General features: G+C 66.3%; 17 protein-coding genes. All 17 read left to right on the top strand.

Annotated features, from left to right (window positions below; translation table 11 throughout):
• Position 1 precedes the first annotated feature (1 nt).
• The 17 genes from FBY21_RS07810 to FBY21_RS07735 all read left to right on the top strand — a co-directional run bounded on the left by FBY21_RS07810 (position 2) and on the right by FBY21_RS07735 (position 17024).
• Positions 2-607 carry a phage tail protein gene (locus FBY21_RS07810; RefSeq protein WP_142010030.1) on the top strand — a complete coding sequence of 202 codons (606 nt, stop codon included), beginning with the start codon at positions 2-4 and terminating at the stop codon, positions 605-607.
• A gap of 60 nt (positions 608-667) precedes the next feature.
• Complete coding sequence (locus FBY21_RS07805) at positions 668-2209, top strand: hypothetical protein (protein ID WP_253543671.1); 1542 nt, start codon at positions 668-670, stop codon at positions 2207-2209.
• Between the two features lies 1 nt (position 2210).
• Complete coding sequence (locus FBY21_RS07800; RefSeq protein ID WP_142010028.1) at positions 2211-4313, top strand: genomic island protein; 2103 nt, start codon at positions 2211-2213, stop codon at positions 4311-4313.
• Positions 4310-4483 carry a hypothetical protein gene (locus tag FBY21_RS29360; RefSeq protein WP_160158578.1) on the top strand — a complete coding sequence of 58 codons (174 nt, stop codon included), beginning with the start codon at positions 4310-4312 and terminating at the stop codon, positions 4481-4483. Before FBY21_RS07800 ends, FBY21_RS29360 begins: the two co-directional genes overlap by 4 nt.
• Before the next feature lie 18 nt (positions 4484-4501).
• Positions 4502-5569, top strand: a complete 1068-nt coding sequence (locus tag FBY21_RS07795) for a hypothetical protein (protein ID WP_142010025.1) — start codon at positions 4502-4504, stop codon at positions 5567-5569.
• A 262-nt stretch (positions 5570-5831) separates the two neighbouring features.
• Entirely contained in the window at positions 5832-6935 is a 1104-nt protein-coding gene (locus FBY21_RS07790; protein WP_142010023.1) for a N4-gp56 family major capsid protein, read from the top strand.
• Positions 6936-6946: 11 nt separating this feature from the next.
• On the top strand, positions 6947-7345 hold the full coding sequence (locus tag FBY21_RS07785; RefSeq protein ID WP_253543669.1) for a hypothetical protein: 399 nt from the start codon (positions 6947-6949) through the stop codon (positions 7343-7345).
• 59 nt (positions 7346-7404) lie between these two features.
• Positions 7405-7812, top strand: a complete 408-nt coding sequence (locus FBY21_RS07780; RefSeq protein WP_142010021.1) for a hypothetical protein — start codon at positions 7405-7407, stop codon at positions 7810-7812.
• Positions 7813-7820: 8 nt separating this feature from the next.
• A complete protein-coding gene (locus FBY21_RS07775; protein ID WP_142010019.1) occupies positions 7821-8456 on the top strand; it encodes a hypothetical protein in 636 nt (211 codons plus the stop codon).
• Between the two features lie 2 nt (positions 8457-8458).
• Complete coding sequence (locus tag FBY21_RS07770; RefSeq protein WP_142010017.1) at positions 8459-9655, top strand: hypothetical protein; 1197 nt, start codon at positions 8459-8461, stop codon at positions 9653-9655.
• On the top strand, positions 9652-10170 hold the full coding sequence (locus FBY21_RS07765; protein WP_142010015.1) for a hypothetical protein: 519 nt from the start codon (positions 9652-9654) through the stop codon (positions 10168-10170). Before FBY21_RS07770 ends, FBY21_RS07765 begins: the two co-directional genes overlap by 4 nt.
• A gap of 7 nt (positions 10171-10177) precedes the next feature.
• Positions 10178-10561, top strand: a complete 384-nt coding sequence (locus tag FBY21_RS07760) for a hypothetical protein (RefSeq protein WP_069561197.1) — start codon at positions 10178-10180, stop codon at positions 10559-10561.
• A gap of 1 nt (position 10562) precedes the next feature.
• Entirely contained in the window at positions 10563-11006 is a 444-nt protein-coding gene (locus FBY21_RS07755; RefSeq protein WP_083265584.1) for a hypothetical protein, read from the top strand.
• Positions 11007-11045: 39 nt separating this feature from the next.
• The gene (locus FBY21_RS07750) at positions 11046-13034 is read left to right on the top strand and encodes a hypothetical protein (protein ID WP_142010013.1); all 1989 of its coding nucleotides are present in this window, start codon (positions 11046-11048) and stop codon (positions 13032-13034) included.
• The gene (locus FBY21_RS07745) at positions 13034-15055 is read left to right on the top strand and encodes a hypothetical protein (RefSeq protein ID WP_142010011.1); all 2022 of its coding nucleotides are present in this window, start codon (positions 13034-13036) and stop codon (positions 15053-15055) included. Before FBY21_RS07750 ends, FBY21_RS07745 begins: the two co-directional genes overlap by 1 nt.
• Positions 15056-15059: 4 nt before the next feature.
• Entirely contained in the window at positions 15060-16001 is a 942-nt protein-coding gene (locus FBY21_RS07740) for a hypothetical protein (protein WP_142010009.1), read from the top strand.
• A 3-nt stretch (positions 16002-16004) separates the two neighbouring features.
• Positions 16005-17024, top strand: a complete 1020-nt coding sequence (locus FBY21_RS07735; RefSeq protein WP_142010006.1) for a hypothetical protein — start codon at positions 16005-16007, stop codon at positions 17022-17024.
• The last annotated feature ends 14 nt before the right edge of the window (positions 17025-17038 follow it).

The following is a 17038-nucleotide window of genomic DNA, read 5'->3' as shown; positions in this document are numbered from 1 at the left end:
CATGACGATGTCCAGCGGAATCCTCCAACTGGCTGTAGCCATCGGCGCCGATATCAAGCTGCTGCTGACGGCGCTGCCGAACGTGGGCGAGATCAGAGGCTTCGCCGGTGCCACCGCGCCGGCCGGCTGGCTGCTGTGTCAGGGCCAGGTGCTGAGCACCGCCGAGCACCCGGAGCTGTTCGCGGTGATCGGCAACGCCTACGGGGGCGACGGCATCACCACGTTCGCCCTGCCGAACAGCTCCGGCCGCGTGATGCGGGGCGCCGGGCCTGGCAATGCCCTCGGCAGCACGGGTGGTGCAGACAGCGTCACGCTGTCCGCCAGCCAGTTGCCCGCGCATACCCATGGGCTGGCAGGCGAAGGGGCCGGTCTGCGGGTTTCCACGCTGACGCCTGGCGCCGCTGCGCCTATTGATGGCGGCTGTATCGGCGCGGCGGCCAATGGATCGCCAGCCGCTGCCGGCATCTGGCATGCCGCCGCCGACCTCGGCACCTCCGCGCTGCAGGTCGGGCTGAGCGGCAACACCACCAGCGCCGGTACGGGCGATGCGGTGGACATCCGCCCCGCCTTCTTCGCCGTCAACTTCATCATCTACGCCGGCAGCTGATCCCTATAGACAGGCGCTCTCCAGTGACATCCGGTAACCCCATCGCACCTGGGGTACCGGATGACAACAGCCGACAACATGCTGGCGCGCCTGCTAGAGGATGACGAGCTCTACTGCGCCAAGAACCTGAAGATCCGCACGAAGGCCGGGACCATCGTCCCGTTCGTGTGGAACGCTGCCCAGCGGATGCTGCACAGCCGAGTCGAAGAGCAGCTGCAGCACTCCGGCTGGGTGCGCGCCCTGGTGCTGAAGGGGCGGCAGCAGGGCGTCAGCACCTACACCGGCGCCCGCTTCTACAAGCGGACCAGCATGCGCTTCGGCAAGCGCACCATGATCCTGACGCACCTCGACTCGGCGACGAAGAACCTTTTCCGCATGGTGAAGACCTTCTTCGAGCTGAGCGACGCCACGTTGCGCCCAAAGACGAAGAACAACTCGGGTACCGAGCTCAACTTCGCCAAGCTGCGCAGTGGTTATGCCGTGGCCACCGCCGGCTCGCGCAACGCGGGTCGTTCGGACACGGTCCAGTACCTGCACGGCTCCGAGGTGGCGTTCTGGCCCAACGCGCAGGACATCATGTCCGGGCTGGGCCAGACCGTGCCGCTGCTGCCCGGCAGCGAGATGATCCTGGAGTCGACAGCCGACGGCCTGGGCAACCTGTTCCACAAGATGTGGGTGCAGGCCACGGCGGGGAAGGGCGACTTCATCGCCATATTCATCCCGTGGTTCGTGCAGGAGGAGTACCGCCGGGAGGTGCCGGCCGACTTCGAGATGGATGCCGATGACGAAGAGTACATGGAGACCTTCGGCCTCGACCTGGAGCAGATGGCCTGGCGCCGGGCGAAGATCGATTCGGAGTTCGCCGGCGACCTCGACCGCTTCAATCAGGAGTATCCCGCCACCCCAGACCTGGCATTCACCAAGGTCGGCCACAAGGCACTGATCCAGACGCTGCGCGTGCAGAAGGCGCGCAAGGTCAACCCGAAGCACCTGCAGGCGATAGGCGCCCACGTCGTCGGCGTCGACCCCGCGCGCTTCGGCGACGACGACACGGCCATCATCCACCGGCAGGGGCGCAAGGCTTGGGGCCTGGAGAAGGTCAACGGCCTCGATACCATGGCCGTGGTCGGCAAGATCGTCCGCCTCCTCGAGGACGATCGCACCATCCGCATGGTGTTCATCGACATCGGCGGGCTCGGCGCCGGCATCTACGACCGCCTGGTGGAGCTGGGCTACAGCGACCGCGTCACGGCCGTGAACTTCGGTGACAAGGCCATCGACGAGCGCAAGTACTTCAACAAGCGCTCCGAAATGTGGGGGCTGCTGGCCGAGTGGCTGCACGACCTCATTACCCCGTCGATCCCGGACGACGACAGCCTGCACAGCGACCTGACAGCGCCCAGCTACCGCTACAGCTCCAACGGCCAGATCAAGCTGGACCCGAAGGAAAAGATCAAGGAGGACACCGGGAAGTCGCCCGATGCGGGCGATGCGCTCGCTCTCACTTTCGCCTTGCCAATCGCTGCCAGTGACATAGAGGTACCCGCGTGGAAGCGGAAGTACCTGGCTTCCCGAGGCCGCAAAACTGCCATGAGTGGATGAGATGACGACCGCTACCGAGCCCCAATCGACCGACCGCAACCAGGCGGCGCGCCAGAACTGGCAGCGTTACGAGTACGGCCGCAACCGTGGCCACCGCGACTACTGCCGGCAGGCGAAGATCAACGAGGGCATGTACCTGGGGGGCGGCCTGCAGTGGGACCAGGCCGACGTGGAGAAGCTGCGCGAGAGCGGGCGACCGGCGTTCGAGTTCAACCAGATCCTCGGCAAGATCAACACTGCGATCGGCTACCAGATCCACAACCGCATGGACATTGCGTTCCGCCCGCGCGGTGGTGATGCCGACCAGGCCCGCGCCACCACCCTGTCGAAGCTGATCATGCAGGTGGCCGACAACAACAAGCTGCACTGGACCGAGACCCAGGTGTTCGCCGACGGGCTGATCCAACAGCGCGGCTACTACGACATCCGCGTCACCTACAAGGACAGCCTGCTGGGCGAGATCCAGATCACCGACCTCGACCCCCTGGACGTGGTGCCGGATCCTGACGCGAAATCCTATGACCCCGATGGCTGGTCCGACGTGACCATCGCCAAATGGCTGACCTACGACGAGATCGAGGAGAACTACGGGACCGAGGCGCGCAGCGAGGTCGAACTGGAGAAGCCCGACGACAGCGACTATGGCGAGGATGCCGATGACGAACAGCGCAACAAGTTCGGCAACGACGACACCGGCTTCGCTGATCGCATGGGGACCACCCAGCTTTCCGATGGCAGCCGGCGGGTGCGCGTCATCGAGCGCCAGTTCTGGAGGATGGTCAAGCGCAAGGTGGCCATCACGCTCACCGGCGACATCCGCCCGATAGACGATCTGAGCGAGGAGCAGACTGCAGCCCTGAAGGGCGTCTCGATCGCTGATCGCCGGATGCGTCGCGTCCGCTGGGTGGTCAGCACCCAGTGCACCACGCTCCATGACGACTGGTCGCCCTACAACCACTTCACCGTGGTGCCGTACTTCCCCTTCTTCCGCCGTGGCAAGACACGCGGCCTGGTCGACAACGCGATCGGCCCGCAGCAGATGCTCAACAAGTCGCTGAGCCAGTTCCTGCACATCATCAACACCACGGCGAACAGCGGCTGGATCAGCTGGGCGGACACCATCGCCAACATGCGCGAGGAGGAAATCGAGGAAAGGGGCGCGGAAACCGGCCTCCACTTGGTCCTCAAGAATGGAACGCCGACCGACAAGATCCCCCGCAAGATCCAGCCCAACCAGGTGCCAACTGGCGTGGACCGAATGATCGACCGGGCCTCTGGCCTGGTGGACGAGACCACCGGCATCAACGACGCCATGGCAGGCGGGCAGGGGCGCGAGGTCAGCGGCATTGCCATCCAGACCAAGCAGTTCGCTGCCCAGCAGGGCCTGGCCGTGCCGCTGGACAACCTCGGCCGCACCCGCGCGCTGCTGGCCAGCCGGGCGCTGGAGCTGATCCAGGGCTTCTACGACGAGCCGCGCATCGTCCGTATCACCGAGACCGATTCCAACGGCAAGGAGCAGACCCAGCCCCTGTACCTCAACTATCCGGCCAACGACGGTACCGTGCTCAACGACCTGACCCTGGGCGAGTACGACGTGGTCATCACCGAGGTCCCGCTGCAGGTCACCTTCGAGAACAGCCAGTTCCTGCAGCTGATCGAGATGCTCGACAAGGGCATCCGCATCCCGCCGCAGTTTGTGGTTCGCCACAGCAATCTGGCCGACAAGACGGAGATCCTCGAAGCGATGGAGCAGCAGGGCCAGCCTCCGGTCGACCCGCTCACCGAGGCCAAGGTCAAGCTCACCGAAGCCCAGACCCAGAAGACGGTCAACGAGGCCGTCAACACGTCGGTCGAGTCGCAGTTCAGCGCGATCCAGACAGCCGGGACCATCTCCATCAACCCGGCTACCTCCGCCCTGGCCGATGCGCTGCTGCGCTCGGCCGGCTACGTCGACCAGGACATGGCGCCGATCGTCCCCAGCTACAACGGCCCCGGCATCGCCGGGGGGCTGCCCACCAACACCAACCCGCTGACTCCGGCCAACCCTGGCGTAGGGCTGAAGGCCGGTATCGAAACCCCGCGCATTGAAGGAGCCGCAGCATGAGTAAAGGCAGCGCACCGCAGGTCGCCGAGAGCGACAAGTGGCGCATCGAGGACGACCTCCGAACCCTGCTCAGGGCCGAGGAAATCAAGAAGGACAGCAAGCGTATGGCGGCCGTGCGGCGCATGGCCGGCGAAAAACTCACCGAGCTGAAGCAGCTCAGCACGCGTTAACCACCCAAGGGGGCACCCATGAAACCTATCAGCATCAAGCACGCCAGCGACGACCTGGCCCTGGCCATCCTCGCGGGCCGTGTCGTCTCCGAGTACGACGAGCCGGACCCCGAGCTGCTGGGCTCCGGCGTTGAGGAAGAGGAGGAAGAGGAAGAAGAGGGCACCGAGGACCGCGGCGACGAGGTAGACCCTGACCTGCCCCCCGAAGAGGACGAAGGCCTGGAGCTGGAAGAGGACGACCAGGACGACGACCAGGGTGACAACGAACAGGACGCAGACCCGGACGATGGCGGCCAGGACGACGAGCTCGACGAGGACGCGCTGGCCAAGATCGCCGGCACCGGCAGGTCCGCCACCGTGCCCCATGCCCGCTTCAACGAGGTGAACGAGAGCCTCAAGGAGGAGCGCAAGCGTCGTCTGGAGCTGGAAGAGGAGCTGGCCCGTGCCAGGGGGGCCGTACCGGCCAAGAAGGAGGAGGACCCGAAGCCCAAGGCCTTCGACTACGACGAGGCGGAGGACCGCTACAACCAGGCGATCCTTGAGGGCGACGCCGATGCGGCCAAGGCGATCCGTCGCGAGATCCGTGCAGCCGAGCGCAAGGAGATCGAGGAAGCCGCGCAGCAGCGCGCCGAGGCCCTTTACCAGCAGCGTGCCCAGGAGGCCGCGCAACGACAGCAGCAGGCCGCGTTGCCTGCGGTGCTGAAGGAGTCCTACGAGAAATTCCCATTCCTCGACTACCAGGGGAGCGAGCCCAACATGGACGCGATCGAGGAAGTCGTTGCACTGCGGGACCACTACATCGCCAAGGGCGAGCCCATGGCCACCGCGCTGGCCCGGGCCGTGGCCAAGGTCGGGCCGCGCTACGCAGAGCCTGTGAGCGTCGACAAGGTGCCGAAGAAAGGGGTGACGCTGACGACCGAGCAGATTGATCGCAACCTCAAGCGTGAGCGCGCAACTCCGCCGCTGACCCCTGGAGTGGGCGAGCGCGGTGCGTCTGTGGATGTGGCCAACATGTCGGAAGAGGACTTCGCCAAGCTCTCCCCCGAGGACAAAAAACGTGCACGCGGGGACTACATCAGCCGTTGACGACGGCTCGCCAGTTACATAACCAGTGCATCGAGGGCCATCGGACGGCCCCGTGGAGGTGAGGGGCGCCCCGGGCTGGCAGAGCCGGGGCGATTCTCAGCAACGCAGCCCCCTCCTGCTGCTCGCTCGCCGAGACACGGCGTTCTCGCCCGCAGAGCGTTACCTGCATCCGAGTTCCCGGGCACTCCCCAACAGCCCGTCTTCGCCAGGGTGGCGACACAACCCAGACCCGACGACAGCAATTCGACGATAGGAGACGGCCATGTCCGTAACCAACTTTGCTCGGCTGAACGCCAAGCAGAAGATCGTCTGGTCGCGCGATGTGTGGGAAGCCGCCCGCGACCAGATGTTCATCAAGAAATTCCTGGGTACTGGCGATGGCGCCATGATCCAGCGCATCACCGAGCTGACCCAGACCGAGAAGGGTGAGCGGGTGATCATGCAGCTCGTGGCCGACCTGGTCGACGATGGTGTGATCGGCGACGACCAGCGTGAAGGCAACGAAGAAGAGATCCAGAACTTCGAAGTCGAGCTGAGCATCGACCTCATCTCCCACCAGGTGCGCAACAAGGGCAAGCTCGCCGACCAGAAGACGGTCATCAACTTCCGCGAGCAGGCCAAGAGCCGCCTGGCCTACTGGCTCTCGAACCGTATCGACCAGCTGGCTTTCCTGACCCTGTCGGGCATCTCGTATGCAGTCAACACCGACGGCAGCCCGCGGCAAAAATCGCCGTTCCCTCAGTTGAGCTTCGCTGCCGACGTGACTGCCCCCTCGTCCAAGCGCCACCTGATGTGGAACGGCTCCAATCTCGTGCCCAGCAGCACGGCAGCCATCACCAGCGCCTTCACCGCCAGCTACAAGATGATCGTGGACGCCGTCGCCTACGCGAAGGACCACTACATCAAGCCGCTGATGGCTGGCGGCAAGGAGTACTACGTGCTCCTGGTGAAGCCCGGCACCCTGGCGCAGCTGAAGAAGGACGCGGACTACCTGCGCGCAGTCGTGGCGATCGCCACCAAGGAAGGTGCCAATAGCCCCTTCTTCACCGGCGGCACCGTGACCGTGGACGGCGCGATCCTTCACGAGCACCGCATGGTGTACAGCACCACCGGCGCCGCAGCCGGCAGCAAGTGGGGCGCCGACGGCAACGTCAATGGCACCCGCACCCTGCTGTGCGGCGCGCAGGCGCTGGGCATGGCTGACCTGAGCGTGCCGGAGTGGGTCGAGAAGAAGTTCGACTACGACTCCAAGGTCGGCATCTCCGTGGACAAGATGTTCGGGCTGCTGAAGCCGAAGTTCTACTCGATCTACGACAAGTCGGTCGAGGACTTCGGCGTGCTCGCCATCGACCACTACCTGGGCTGAGGGCAGAGACCATGAGCATTTCCCGCAACTACAACCGTCAGTGCGTGGCCTTCGCCCTCCAGTCGATCGCCCTCGCCAGCTTCGCCGACGGCGCTGTGCAGCAAGCGGTTCAGCTGCCGGCCGGAGCCATCGTGACTCGCGCCTTCATCGTGGTGGACGAAGTGTTCAACGCTGCGACCACTGCGACCTTGAAGGTGGGCGACGCGGCGGATGACGACCGCTACAGCGCCACTCCGGTGGACCTGAAGACCACGGGCAAGAAGGACTTGGACGTCACCGGCTTCGAGCTGGCCGCCCAGGGCTACCTGACCGTGACCTACGCCAGTACCGGCGCTGCGGCAACCACCGGCAAGGCCCGCCTGTTCGTCGAGTACATCGACACCGGCAAGGCCGAGTGGACCCAGGGCTGACCTGGCAGGGGGCCGGGCAGCCGGCCCCTGTTTCCTTCACCCAATACAGGGGCATCACCATGAGTCAAGACAACGTCCGTTTCCTGCCGCCTCGTGGCCAGGACCTGTTGCAGATCAGCCGTACCGATGGCCACTCCATCGTGATCCACGCCGTGGACCCGAGCGATGGCAAGAATGGCACCCTCGTCCCTCTGCGCTTTCGCAAGGACGCACTGGCCGCCGGCTGCAATGTCGTCGGCCTGGACCTCGGCGAGGAAGAAGGTCCGCCCGAGGGGCAGAAGACCGAGATCGTGGTCAAGGCCATCCAGGCCATCCTCGAGCGCAAGGACGACTCGGAGCTGAACGGCGATGGCCGACCGAGCCTGAACGCGCTGAAGAAAGAGGCCGGCTTCGGCGTGACCCGCGACGAGTTCGACGCCGCCTGGGCGGTCTTCGAGGCAAGCCTCGACGACGACGCGGACGCCTGATCGTGGCCATGAACACCGTCAGCGACCTGATCAAGGCCTTCCGGGAAGACGAGAAGGACGCCGTTGCTCCGTTCCTGTGGAGTGACGACAAGCTCGTGCGGGCCGTGAACGGGGCGCTGGCGGCGTTCTGCGAGCAGACCAGGATCGTCTACGACGAGATCGAGGCCGACTTCGCCGCGGGCGAGCGTGACCTGCCGCTTTCCGAGTCGATCCTCGACATCGTCGAGGCCTCCATCATCGCCCCGCGTGAGCGCGACCTGCAGGTCGTGGCGCCCGGGGTGATCCCGCGCTCCAGCCTGCCACGCGCCGGGTATCCCCGGTACCTGATCGCGGACGTGGTGAAGGGGCAGATGCGCATCGTGCCGACGCCGGCCGAGGCCGGCAGCCTGGTGCTGTCCGTCGTGCGCAAGCCACTGCGCGAGGTGAACAAGGGCTCCAACATCCCCGACGTGCCGAGCGACTACCGCCCGCACCTGCTGCATTACATGCGCTTCATCGCCTACATGGACAAGGACGGGGAGCTCTACGACCCGGACAAGGCGATGGCATCTCGCGCCCTCTTCGACAACGAGTGCCAGAGCGTCTACGAGGCCGGCCTGCGGCGTCGTTCGGCGGCATCTGGGCCCATTCGGTTCAGGTGGTAGCCATGCCTGAGCTGGTTCGCGTCGACGACTGGTCCGAGGGCATGAACAACCTGGCCCAGGTGGACCGCATCCCGCCGAAGCAGGTGCGCGACCTGCTCAACCTCGACCCGGTGGGCGGCGGCGGCCTGCAGCAGCGGGCCGGCCAGCGGAAGGTGGCCGACCTCGCAGGCGCCCATGGCGCGGTTCCTTACCGGGACGGGCTGCTGGTGGCTGCCGGCGGCAACCTGCTGCAGTACTCCGCCACCACCAACGAACTTCGGACCATCGGTGCCGCTCCTGCCACCGGTGGTCTCTGCGGCGCCGAGCTGAACGGTGACGCTTTCCTGTGCTCCGCCATCGACATGCTTCGCGTGCGCGGGGACCAGGTTGGCCCTTGGGGGCTGCCCGAGATCATGCCGCGCGTGGTGTTGAGCAGTGGCAACCTGCCGGCCGGCATCTACCGGGTGGCGGTCACGGCCCTCGATCGCTTCGGCGCTGAATCCGGGGCGGCGCCCCTATTGGTCACGCTGGAGGCGCCTGGCTCCATCGACCTGCTGTGGACCGCACCGGCGGGGGCCACCAGTTGCCGCATCTACGCCAGCGTCGCCAATGGCGAGACGCTCTACCTGCAGTCGAGCAGCCACATTGATGGCTTCAGCCTGACCAGCGTCACCGACTCAAGCGCCAGGCTGACCACCACCAACCTCGTGCAGCCGCCGGTGGCCACGCACGTCACCGCCTACAAGGGGCGCCTGGTGCTGGTGGTGGGGTCTGCCCTCTGGATCACCGAGCCGTTCGCGCCGCACCTGGTGAATCCCGCCTTCGGCTTCGTCCAGTACGGCGCGGCCATCGACATGGTGGCCGCCAACGACGCCGGCATCTTCATCGCTGCCGGACAGCGTACCTACCTGCTCATGGCGCCCGGTACCGAAGACGCCTCGCAGCGCGACATCTTCGGCTTCGGTGCCGTGCGCGGGAGCGGGGTCACGCTGCCGGGCGGCCAGGCCGCCTGGATGACGCAGTACGGCATGGCCATCGCCCAGGTCGACGGCACCGTCAGCCTGCCCCAACAACAACGCTACGCGCCCAGCCTGGCGGCCTATGCCACGTCCGGCGTCGTGGACAACAACGGCCTGCAGATGCTGGTCACCACCATGAAGGGGCCCGTGGCCCCCAACACCCTCGGCGTCGAGGACTCCTTCGACATGGAGATTGAATGATGCACGTTCGAAACGAAGACGCCGTGACATTCGGCTTTGTCTACCACTTCGAGCTGATGGAGGAGGGCCGCCTGGTAAGCGAGTGGTATGAGCACAACCTGGTGCCGCTCGCTGGCCTGAACTACATGGCCCAGGCCATGTTCGGCGATACCTCGCCGATCGGCACCTTCTACGTCGGCCTCTTCGAGAACAACTACCTCCCGGCCTCCGGCGCGCTGGCTTCGGACCTGCCTGGCGTCATCGGCGAGTTCGTGGGGTACAGCGAGGCCGTCCGCCCACTGTGGAACCGGGTCAACACCAACGGCCTGATCACCAACGCAGCCAGCCGTGCGGTGTTCACCTCCAACCAGAACAAGCGCCTGTACGGCGGCTTCCTGGTGTCCAGCTCGGAGAAGGGCGGCAACACCGGGATGCTGCTGTCGGTGGCGCGATTCAACTCCCCCAAGGACGTGGAGGCCGGCCAGGTGCTGCGCGTCCGCGCGGAACTGTCCCTGATTCCCACGAACGTGGTGTGAGGCCCTCATGTCGACCCCGACCTATACCAGCGAGCAGATCATCGACCTGCTGTTCACCAACTCCACCAAGTACGTGTCGGCGCACACCGGCGACCCCGGTGCGACCGGCGCCAACGAGGTGGCGGCAGGCGTCGATGCGAACTACGCGCGCAAGGCGACCTCCCTGGTCAAGAGCCTGTCCGGAACCATCTACCGCGCCCGCAACAGCGCCGACGTGGTGTTCAACGCGGCGGCGGCCGGCGCGAGCTATTCGGTGACGCACCTCGGCATCTGGGATGCCGCGTCTGGAGGCAACTTCCTGGCGGCCTTGCCGCTGCCGGCGGCACTGCCGGTGGTGGCCGGCGCCATCAACGCCTTCGCCCTCAACGATATCGTCATCCGCGGAGACTGACATGAGCCTGAAATTCAGCACCGGCCTGCGCCGGGCATTGCTTGCCGTAGCGCCGCTGCGCACCGCGCTCAACGGCTGTGAGCTGCGGATCTATTCCGGGCCCGAGCCTGCCAGCGTCGACGCTGCCATCGCCGCGTCCAACCAGTTGCTGTTGACGATCAAGACCGACGCCGGCGCAGGCCTGACCTGGGAGGCGGATGCGCCGGGTGGCGTCATCACCAAGAACCTGGCCGAAGACTGGCGGGGCACCGTCGTTGCGGCCGGCGCCGCGACCTTCTTCCGCTTGGTGCTGCCGGCGGATACCGATGCCGCCTCTACCTCCGCTGTACGCATCCAGGGCAGCGTCGCCATTGCCGGCGCGGATCTGAACTTCAGCAGCACGGCCTTGGTGGTTGGCGCCGTGCAGCGCCTTGAGGCCTACGCGATCGCGCTTCCCGAGTTCTAAGGAGCGGCCATGGCCAACCGGCTGAGTAAGGTCCCGGCGGTGCGGAACATCCCCGGGACGCCGGGGGTGCCGGCGATCCCTGCGTATTGCGTGGACGTCCCGGTGTTCTCGGACTTCGGCGCCTATGCGAACAACCTGCAGCTGATGGCCAGCCTGACCCAGATGCTCACCCAGCAGAAGCTGGGGAACACCTACTACGGTGAGGTTGGCATTGATGCGTCAGGCCGCCCGCTCTACGGCCCGAAGGTGGTCGGCGTGCCGCCGGAGATCCGCGACATGTTCGTCGGGGCCGGCGGCGCGGGTGGGCCGCTGGTGTGGTACTACGAGAAGCGCTGCTACCCGGCCACGCCTGCTGTTCCTGCGGTGCCGCCCAAGGTGGTGTACGACGCGCTGCCCGGCTGGAACAGTGGTGGCCAGTCCATCGGCGGCCTGCTTGGCGACGGCTACGCCCAGTTCATCATCGGTCCCAGCTCCATTGGCGCGGTGGTGGGGCTGAACAGCCGTTCCGATACCGTGAGCCCGGCCGATTGCAGCCATGCGTTCTACGGCCACCAGGGCGCCCTGGACATCTACGAAGGCGGTGTGGTGGTGCAGTCGGTGGCCACGCCACTGTCGGCCCGTCCGGTCTTGCGCGTGGCCAGGTCCAAGGGGATCGTGCAGTACCTGGTGGATGGGGTGGTGGTCCGTACCAGTCCAACCCGGAGCACCGGTTTCGCGCGGCTCGACGTCTCCCTCTACGCGGCCGGCGACTTCGTTGAAGACCCGTTGCTGGCCAACTACAACTTCGGCACGGCATCCGGGCGGGTTGGCATCACGGCCAGCTTCGACCGGCGCCCCCGGGCGGAAGGGCGCGTAGGCGTCAGCGGCTACGCCCTCGGCCGCGTTGGCGATCGGCGGTACAGCTCGGCGTCCGGTCGTGTCGGTATCCAGGGCAGCGCGGTCGGCCACACGCTGAACCACTCCAGCGCCGCCGTCGACATCGGCATCGAGGGCCAGGCGACGCCCGCGGCCAATGGCGGTGTCGGGACATTCCGTGGCGGCTACCTCGGCATCGGCGGCGACCGCGCCTACGCGCAGGGCGTCGGCGTCTACCGAGGCGGCTACCAGGGCGAAGGGCGCGCCGGTTTCCCGGAGATCTCCTTCTCCTACGGCGTGGGGTACGGACCGAAGCCGCTCGGTACCGGGCGAGTCATCAGCGGTGGCGTCGGTCGCGGATCCGGTGTGGCAGCCGCTGCCCAAGGCGTAGGCGGGGAGCATGGATACGCCCAGGGCGTTGGCGTCTACCGGGGCGGCTACATCGGCATCGGCTACGCGCCTTGGCTGGACAGCAGCTCGGCACAGTTCAGTGAGCCGGTCCTGGTGCGGGACACGTTCTCGCTCGGCGCCGACCTGCAGGCCAGCTTCATCTCGACCGTGACCGTTGGCGACGACGTGCTGCTGGAGGTGGAAATCACCGAGGGCCTGGAGTGGTTCGAGACCATCTTCGCCGGCAGCCTGATGGCAGAGCAGGGCGATGTCGACCTGGCCTTCGCTGACCAGGTGCTGGTGAGTACCCAGTCCAACATCCCGCAGTTGGAGGGCATCCAGTACGCCTCCAACATCCTCACCGGCGCCATCACGCGCTACAGCAACTTCGACTTCCTGGCGATCGGGCGCACGCCCTACGGCTCATTCGGTGTCCGGGAGGACGGGATCTACCGGATCGCGCCGGGCGATGACGACGGCGATACCGTCGACATGCAGGTGGACTTCGGTGCCACCGACTACGGGACCAACCAGCTCAAGCGAGTGGATGCCGTGTACTTCGGGCTTTGCACGGACGGCCAGGTGCTGGCCGTGCTGCGCGCTGACGACGGCGCCGAGCATACCTACAAGGTCGTCTCCCGCGAGCCTACCCTGCGCGCCACCACGGCCAAGGGGGTCACCGGGCGATCCTGGCGCCTGAAGCTGAAGATCTACGCGGCCAGCCAGGCGGAGCTGGCCACCGTCGAAACATCGGTCGCAGCGTCCAGCCGGAGACTCTCCTGATGGCCATCGTCAACGCCAAGTCGTTGTGCGTGTCGGGGACCTACCTTCTGGACCGCGCGAAGCGCCTGGCCTTGCGCCTGGTCCGGTTCAACCGGCAGTCGAACTCCGAGATCATCGACGGCTACCTGATCCGCGCCACGCGCAATGGGGCCTCCGCCACTGCAGTGATCATTGACCCGCCGGGGCAGCTGTTGGTCTTCGATGCGCGGCTGGACGACCGAGGGAATGCCTACCCGACCGGCCCCCGCGACCAGTTCGACAGCCGCATCGGCTTGGCATCCGCCCCGCTGGGCTACGAGGACGTGGAGCCGAAGACTGTGGCCCCCAAGTTCGTCGCGCTGGGTTTCGACCCAACACAGCAGGGGCCGCTCGCGCCCTGGCAGCAGGCCTTCCTGTGGAGGTCCTACAGCACCGTGCACCGTGACGTCATCCGGGCGCACGCCCTGCGGGTCTATCCGGCGCCGGGCAGCAGCTATCCCTACGACTCCGCCGACCAGGTGCCTGCTGGGTCTCTGGTGTACAGCGGTGTACAGGCCTACCCCAGATCCGAGGCACTTCCCGGCTACTGGCTGGCAGAGTCGTTCATCGAGCAGCACGCCCCCGGCTATCAACTGCTCGCCAGGACCAACCTGGGCTACATGTCCTTCGAGTACCAGGGGATGCAGGGTGCATCGGCATCCACCGGGCCGTGGACCCTGCTGGTCCTGCCCGTGGTGACGAACGTTGACCCGGACGCAGCTCACAGCTGGGGGAACAGTGCGCTGCTGTTCCTGCTGCTCAACTACCAGGCGGCCCAGGCCGGGCAGCAGCCGGCTACCGTCGCCTGGAGCAGGCTCTGGTCGCCGGACCAGCACAGCGTCGACTTCTTCCACAATGGCCCCTGGCTGGCCAGGCCCCGGCGCTCCATCAGCTCCCCCTTCGAGGCGCCGCAGAATGCCTGGTCTGCATTCTGGGATGCCTGGGAGGCGGGCGGGCGCGTTGTGCCGGCCGGCGGCAGCCGACCCAATTGGACCGATGCCCTCGGCGTTGCCTGGTTCAATGGGCGCTTCGTGGTGAACGCCAGGCTCTGCGCGCTCAACGCGACCCTCTCCGACCCAGGCGCAGGCTGGGATTTCGAGTACGTCGACGCCGGGGGCGCTGCCACCGTGCGTTTCGAGGTTGGCCTCGACGGTGACTTCCAGGTGGCCGAGCTGACGCACGAAGTGTGGGACAGCGCCGATCCAACCAGCCCGGGCAGGCGCAGGCCCTACGACGTCTGGGTGGCTGGGCATCTGGATGAAGCCCGGGTCCATGCAGTCAACCCGGTGGCCACCATTCCCCTCCCGGGGGCGCTGGTCGAGGTGACCTGGCGGATGGAGGGCAACCGTGCCGGCATCTTCAGCCTGGGTGAGGGCCCCTTCATGCCCGCCGACCTGGCGTCCGGCCGACTGGAGTTCTCGGTCACCCTGCTGGACGCCGCTGGCCAGGAACTCCCTGCGGTGGTGTACCAGGTCCGTTTCGAGGAGGTGGGCGCTGGCATTCAAGGGCCGACGATCCCGGTCTTTTCCTCCGGTACCAGCCCCGTGCTGATGCCGCCGACGGGCAGCTACAAGCTGTGGCCGTTGGCTCCGATGTTCGTGCCGATCAGCAAGTACGAGGTTGCCTTCGTCTGCTACGAGGCCTGGCAGGACTTCGGTACCGGCGTAGCCAGCCCTGTGCATCTGGCAGTGTTCGATCTGCGCACCGGGCGCGCCGGCCTGCGCTCGGCAATCGGGTTCAGCCATCAGCCAACAGTGCAACACCAGTTCCCGGTGCACATCAGCTGCATGCAGCGGACCGTGTTCGATGCCGCCGGCAACACCGTCCTCGAGGCCGTGCTCTTCGCCACCGTCGAGACGGAAAACGCTGTGCGCATCAGCAGGGACAGCGGCAGGACCTGGAGCGACTACCTCACCTTCCCCCGGCCGCGCGCCGGAGCCTACTACCTCGGTAGCCCCCTGCTGGCCTCGACCAGGGGTGGCGCCGCCATTCTGGAGGACTGACCCCATGGCTTCCGTAGAAGATGCCGTCACCCGCCTGCAGGGTACCGTCGAGAGCACCTTGCGGTCGGCGCGGGAAACCGCGTCCCGCATCACCGGCTCCGTGGTACCTGACCTGCTGGCTCATGCCTTCGACTTCCAGGTCGACAAGCCGAACCTGGCGCCGCCGCCGACCATGAGTGACCTGTTCCCGGGCGTTGACCAGACGAACTCCGAGCTGATCCGGCTCGATGCCGAAACCGAGAAGTGGCTGGGCAAGTACTTCCCGGAGCTGACCGCCTGCCTGCGCGACAAGCCTGAGCAGTGGCTGTGCAAGATCATCAGCGGCAGCGACCCGTTCGGCGACAGCACTGCCGTGGTCAACGCCCTGTGGCATGAGGCCCGTGATCGCGCCTACCGTGCGGCCAGCACCGAGACGCAAGGGGTCCTGGCGGCGTTCTCCGAGCGCGGCTTCACGCTGCCGCCGGGGGTTGCCGTTCGTCTGGTGAGCGAAGCGGAGCAGCGCGCCGGCCAGGCGATCGCTGACGTCAACCGTACCGAGACGGCACGAATGGCCGAGCTGAAGCTGGACCTGCTGAAGTTCGCCGAGGAGCAGGCCATCAAGCTCAAGTTGGGCGTCATGGACACGCTCCGCGCTTTCTATGTGTCCTGGCTGTCGATTCCTGACAAGGACATCGAACGCGCCCGCATCCGCGCCCAGGCGCAGGCTGCCCTCTACCAGGCCCTGAGCAGCTATTACAACGTCGAGTTGGGTTTCGAGCAGCTGCGCCTGCGCGCGGCCGAGACCGGCATCGACGCGGCCATGGGTATCGATCGCAACAAGATCGCCGCCTTCTCCAGCAACCGTCCGGCCGAGGCCCTGGCACAGGCTGTGCGCGGATTCACCGATGTGGCCAGCTCCGCATCCAACGCGGGTTCGGCTCTGGTCGCCGAAATCACCACGGGGTAAGCCATGATCTATCCCATGTTCGCGATGTACGGCATCGGGGTGGATGCCCCAGGCCACCTCGTGCTGATCCGCTCGCCCGGCTCGCCGGACGTGCAGCGGCGCTATCCGGCGGTGCTCGCGCCCAGGCTGCTCAGCATGATCGGGCGGCAGGATCTTTTTGTGACCGGGGACCCGCAGACTGCTGACCCGACCGGGACCTACCTGGCGGAAGTCGATACCAACCCGCCTGACCAGGGCGACATCCTGCAGTTCGGTGTCACCTGGACCAACGGCCCATGCCTGGTGATGCCCCTTGAGGATGGCCGCTTCGTCATCGCCTCTGGCATCTTCGTGTATGTTTCCGAGCCGGAAGCCGAGGAGGGCGGCCCGCGCATCCAGCTCGCAGGGCTGGCGGTGAACGGCAACCACTACCCCGTCGCGATCTCCAGGGCCGGCACCACCATCCGCATCCTCTACGTGACGCGCGGCAACACCAACCAGCACGCCTACGTGCTGAGCTTCGACCTGGCGGCTCCGCCGTTCGGCACCGTGATCGACCTGCAGCAGGGGCCGCAGTACGCCGGCAGCGTCACCTGGCCCTATGTCGAGCAGGATCACTACAACTGGTACACCGGGCTGATCCCGCATGTGATGGGCGCATTCGACTACTGCGTCTTCCGCAATGCCGACCGCAGCAACGACGGCACCGCCAACCTGTTCGTGGGCGTTGCCATCGGCGCGCCATTCGCCGACGGCGGCCAGATGATGATGTCCGGCTACCAGGTCACCAAGGGGCAGATCGGCGAGGCGAGCTTCGACACCTTCACTTCGGGCGGTACCCTGACCGGTACCACGCTCACCAGCCAGACCTACACCTCGGCCCCCGTGTGCACCACCACGGACATGATCAATGCGTCGGGGGTGGCCGCGAATCCGGATGACTACTTCTTCGACTCGACGATGAGCACGCTGCTGCTTTCCTTCGAGACCCCGCCGGTACCGGTTTTCTGGACGAACATGAGGCGCGCCGTCGAAGTCGTGTAGGGCTTGCTCATTCC

Origin of the sequence: Pseudomonas sp. SLBN-26 (genome assembly GCF_006715895.1) — a bacterium.
GTDB lineage: Bacteria > Pseudomonadota > Gammaproteobacteria > Pseudomonadales > Pseudomonadaceae > Metapseudomonas > Metapseudomonas otitidis.
Note: the sequence above shows the minus strand (reverse complement) of the source record. Positions and strands in the feature narration are given on the sequence as shown.

Bases quoted from the DNA above. Each gene is read 5' to 3' on its own strand.
- FBY21_RS07810 (WP_142010030.1), top strand. From the start codon at position 2: ATGACGATGTCCAGCGGAATCCTCCAACTGGCTGTAGCCATCGGCGCC.
- FBY21_RS07805 (WP_253543671.1), top strand. From the start codon at position 668: ATGACAACAGCCGACAACATGCTGGCGCGCCTGCTAGAGGATGACGAG.
- FBY21_RS07800 (WP_142010028.1), top strand. From the start codon at position 2,211: ATGACGACCGCTACCGAGCCCCAATCGACCGACCGCAACCAGGCGGCG.
- FBY21_RS29360 (WP_160158578.1), top strand. From the start codon at position 4,310: ATGAGTAAAGGCAGCGCACCGCAGGTCGCCGAGAGCGACAAGTGGCGC.
- FBY21_RS07795 (WP_142010025.1), top strand. From the start codon at position 4,502: ATGAAACCTATCAGCATCAAGCACGCCAGCGACGACCTGGCCCTGGCC.
- FBY21_RS07790 (WP_142010023.1), top strand. From the start codon at position 5,832: ATGTCCGTAACCAACTTTGCTCGGCTGAACGCCAAGCAGAAGATCGTC.
- FBY21_RS07785 (WP_253543669.1), top strand. From the start codon at position 6,947: ATGAGCATTTCCCGCAACTACAACCGTCAGTGCGTGGCCTTCGCCCTC.
- FBY21_RS07780 (WP_142010021.1), top strand. From the start codon at position 7,405: ATGAGTCAAGACAACGTCCGTTTCCTGCCGCCTCGTGGCCAGGACCTG.
- FBY21_RS07775 (WP_142010019.1), top strand. From the start codon at position 7,821: ATGAACACCGTCAGCGACCTGATCAAGGCCTTCCGGGAAGACGAGAAG.
- FBY21_RS07770 (WP_142010017.1), top strand. From the start codon at position 8,459: ATGCCTGAGCTGGTTCGCGTCGACGACTGGTCCGAGGGCATGAACAAC.
- FBY21_RS07765 (WP_142010015.1), top strand. From the start codon at position 9,652: ATGATGCACGTTCGAAACGAAGACGCCGTGACATTCGGCTTTGTCTAC.
- FBY21_RS07760 (WP_069561197.1), top strand. From the start codon at position 10,178: ATGTCGACCCCGACCTATACCAGCGAGCAGATCATCGACCTGCTGTTC.
- FBY21_RS07755 (WP_083265584.1), top strand. From the start codon at position 10,563: ATGAGCCTGAAATTCAGCACCGGCCTGCGCCGGGCATTGCTTGCCGTA.
- FBY21_RS07745 (WP_142010011.1), top strand. From the start codon at position 13,034: ATGGCCATCGTCAACGCCAAGTCGTTGTGCGTGTCGGGGACCTACCTT.
- FBY21_RS07740 (WP_142010009.1), top strand. From the start codon at position 15,060: ATGGCTTCCGTAGAAGATGCCGTCACCCGCCTGCAGGGTACCGTCGAG.
- FBY21_RS07735 (WP_142010006.1), top strand. From the start codon at position 16,005: ATGATCTATCCCATGTTCGCGATGTACGGCATCGGGGTGGATGCCCCA.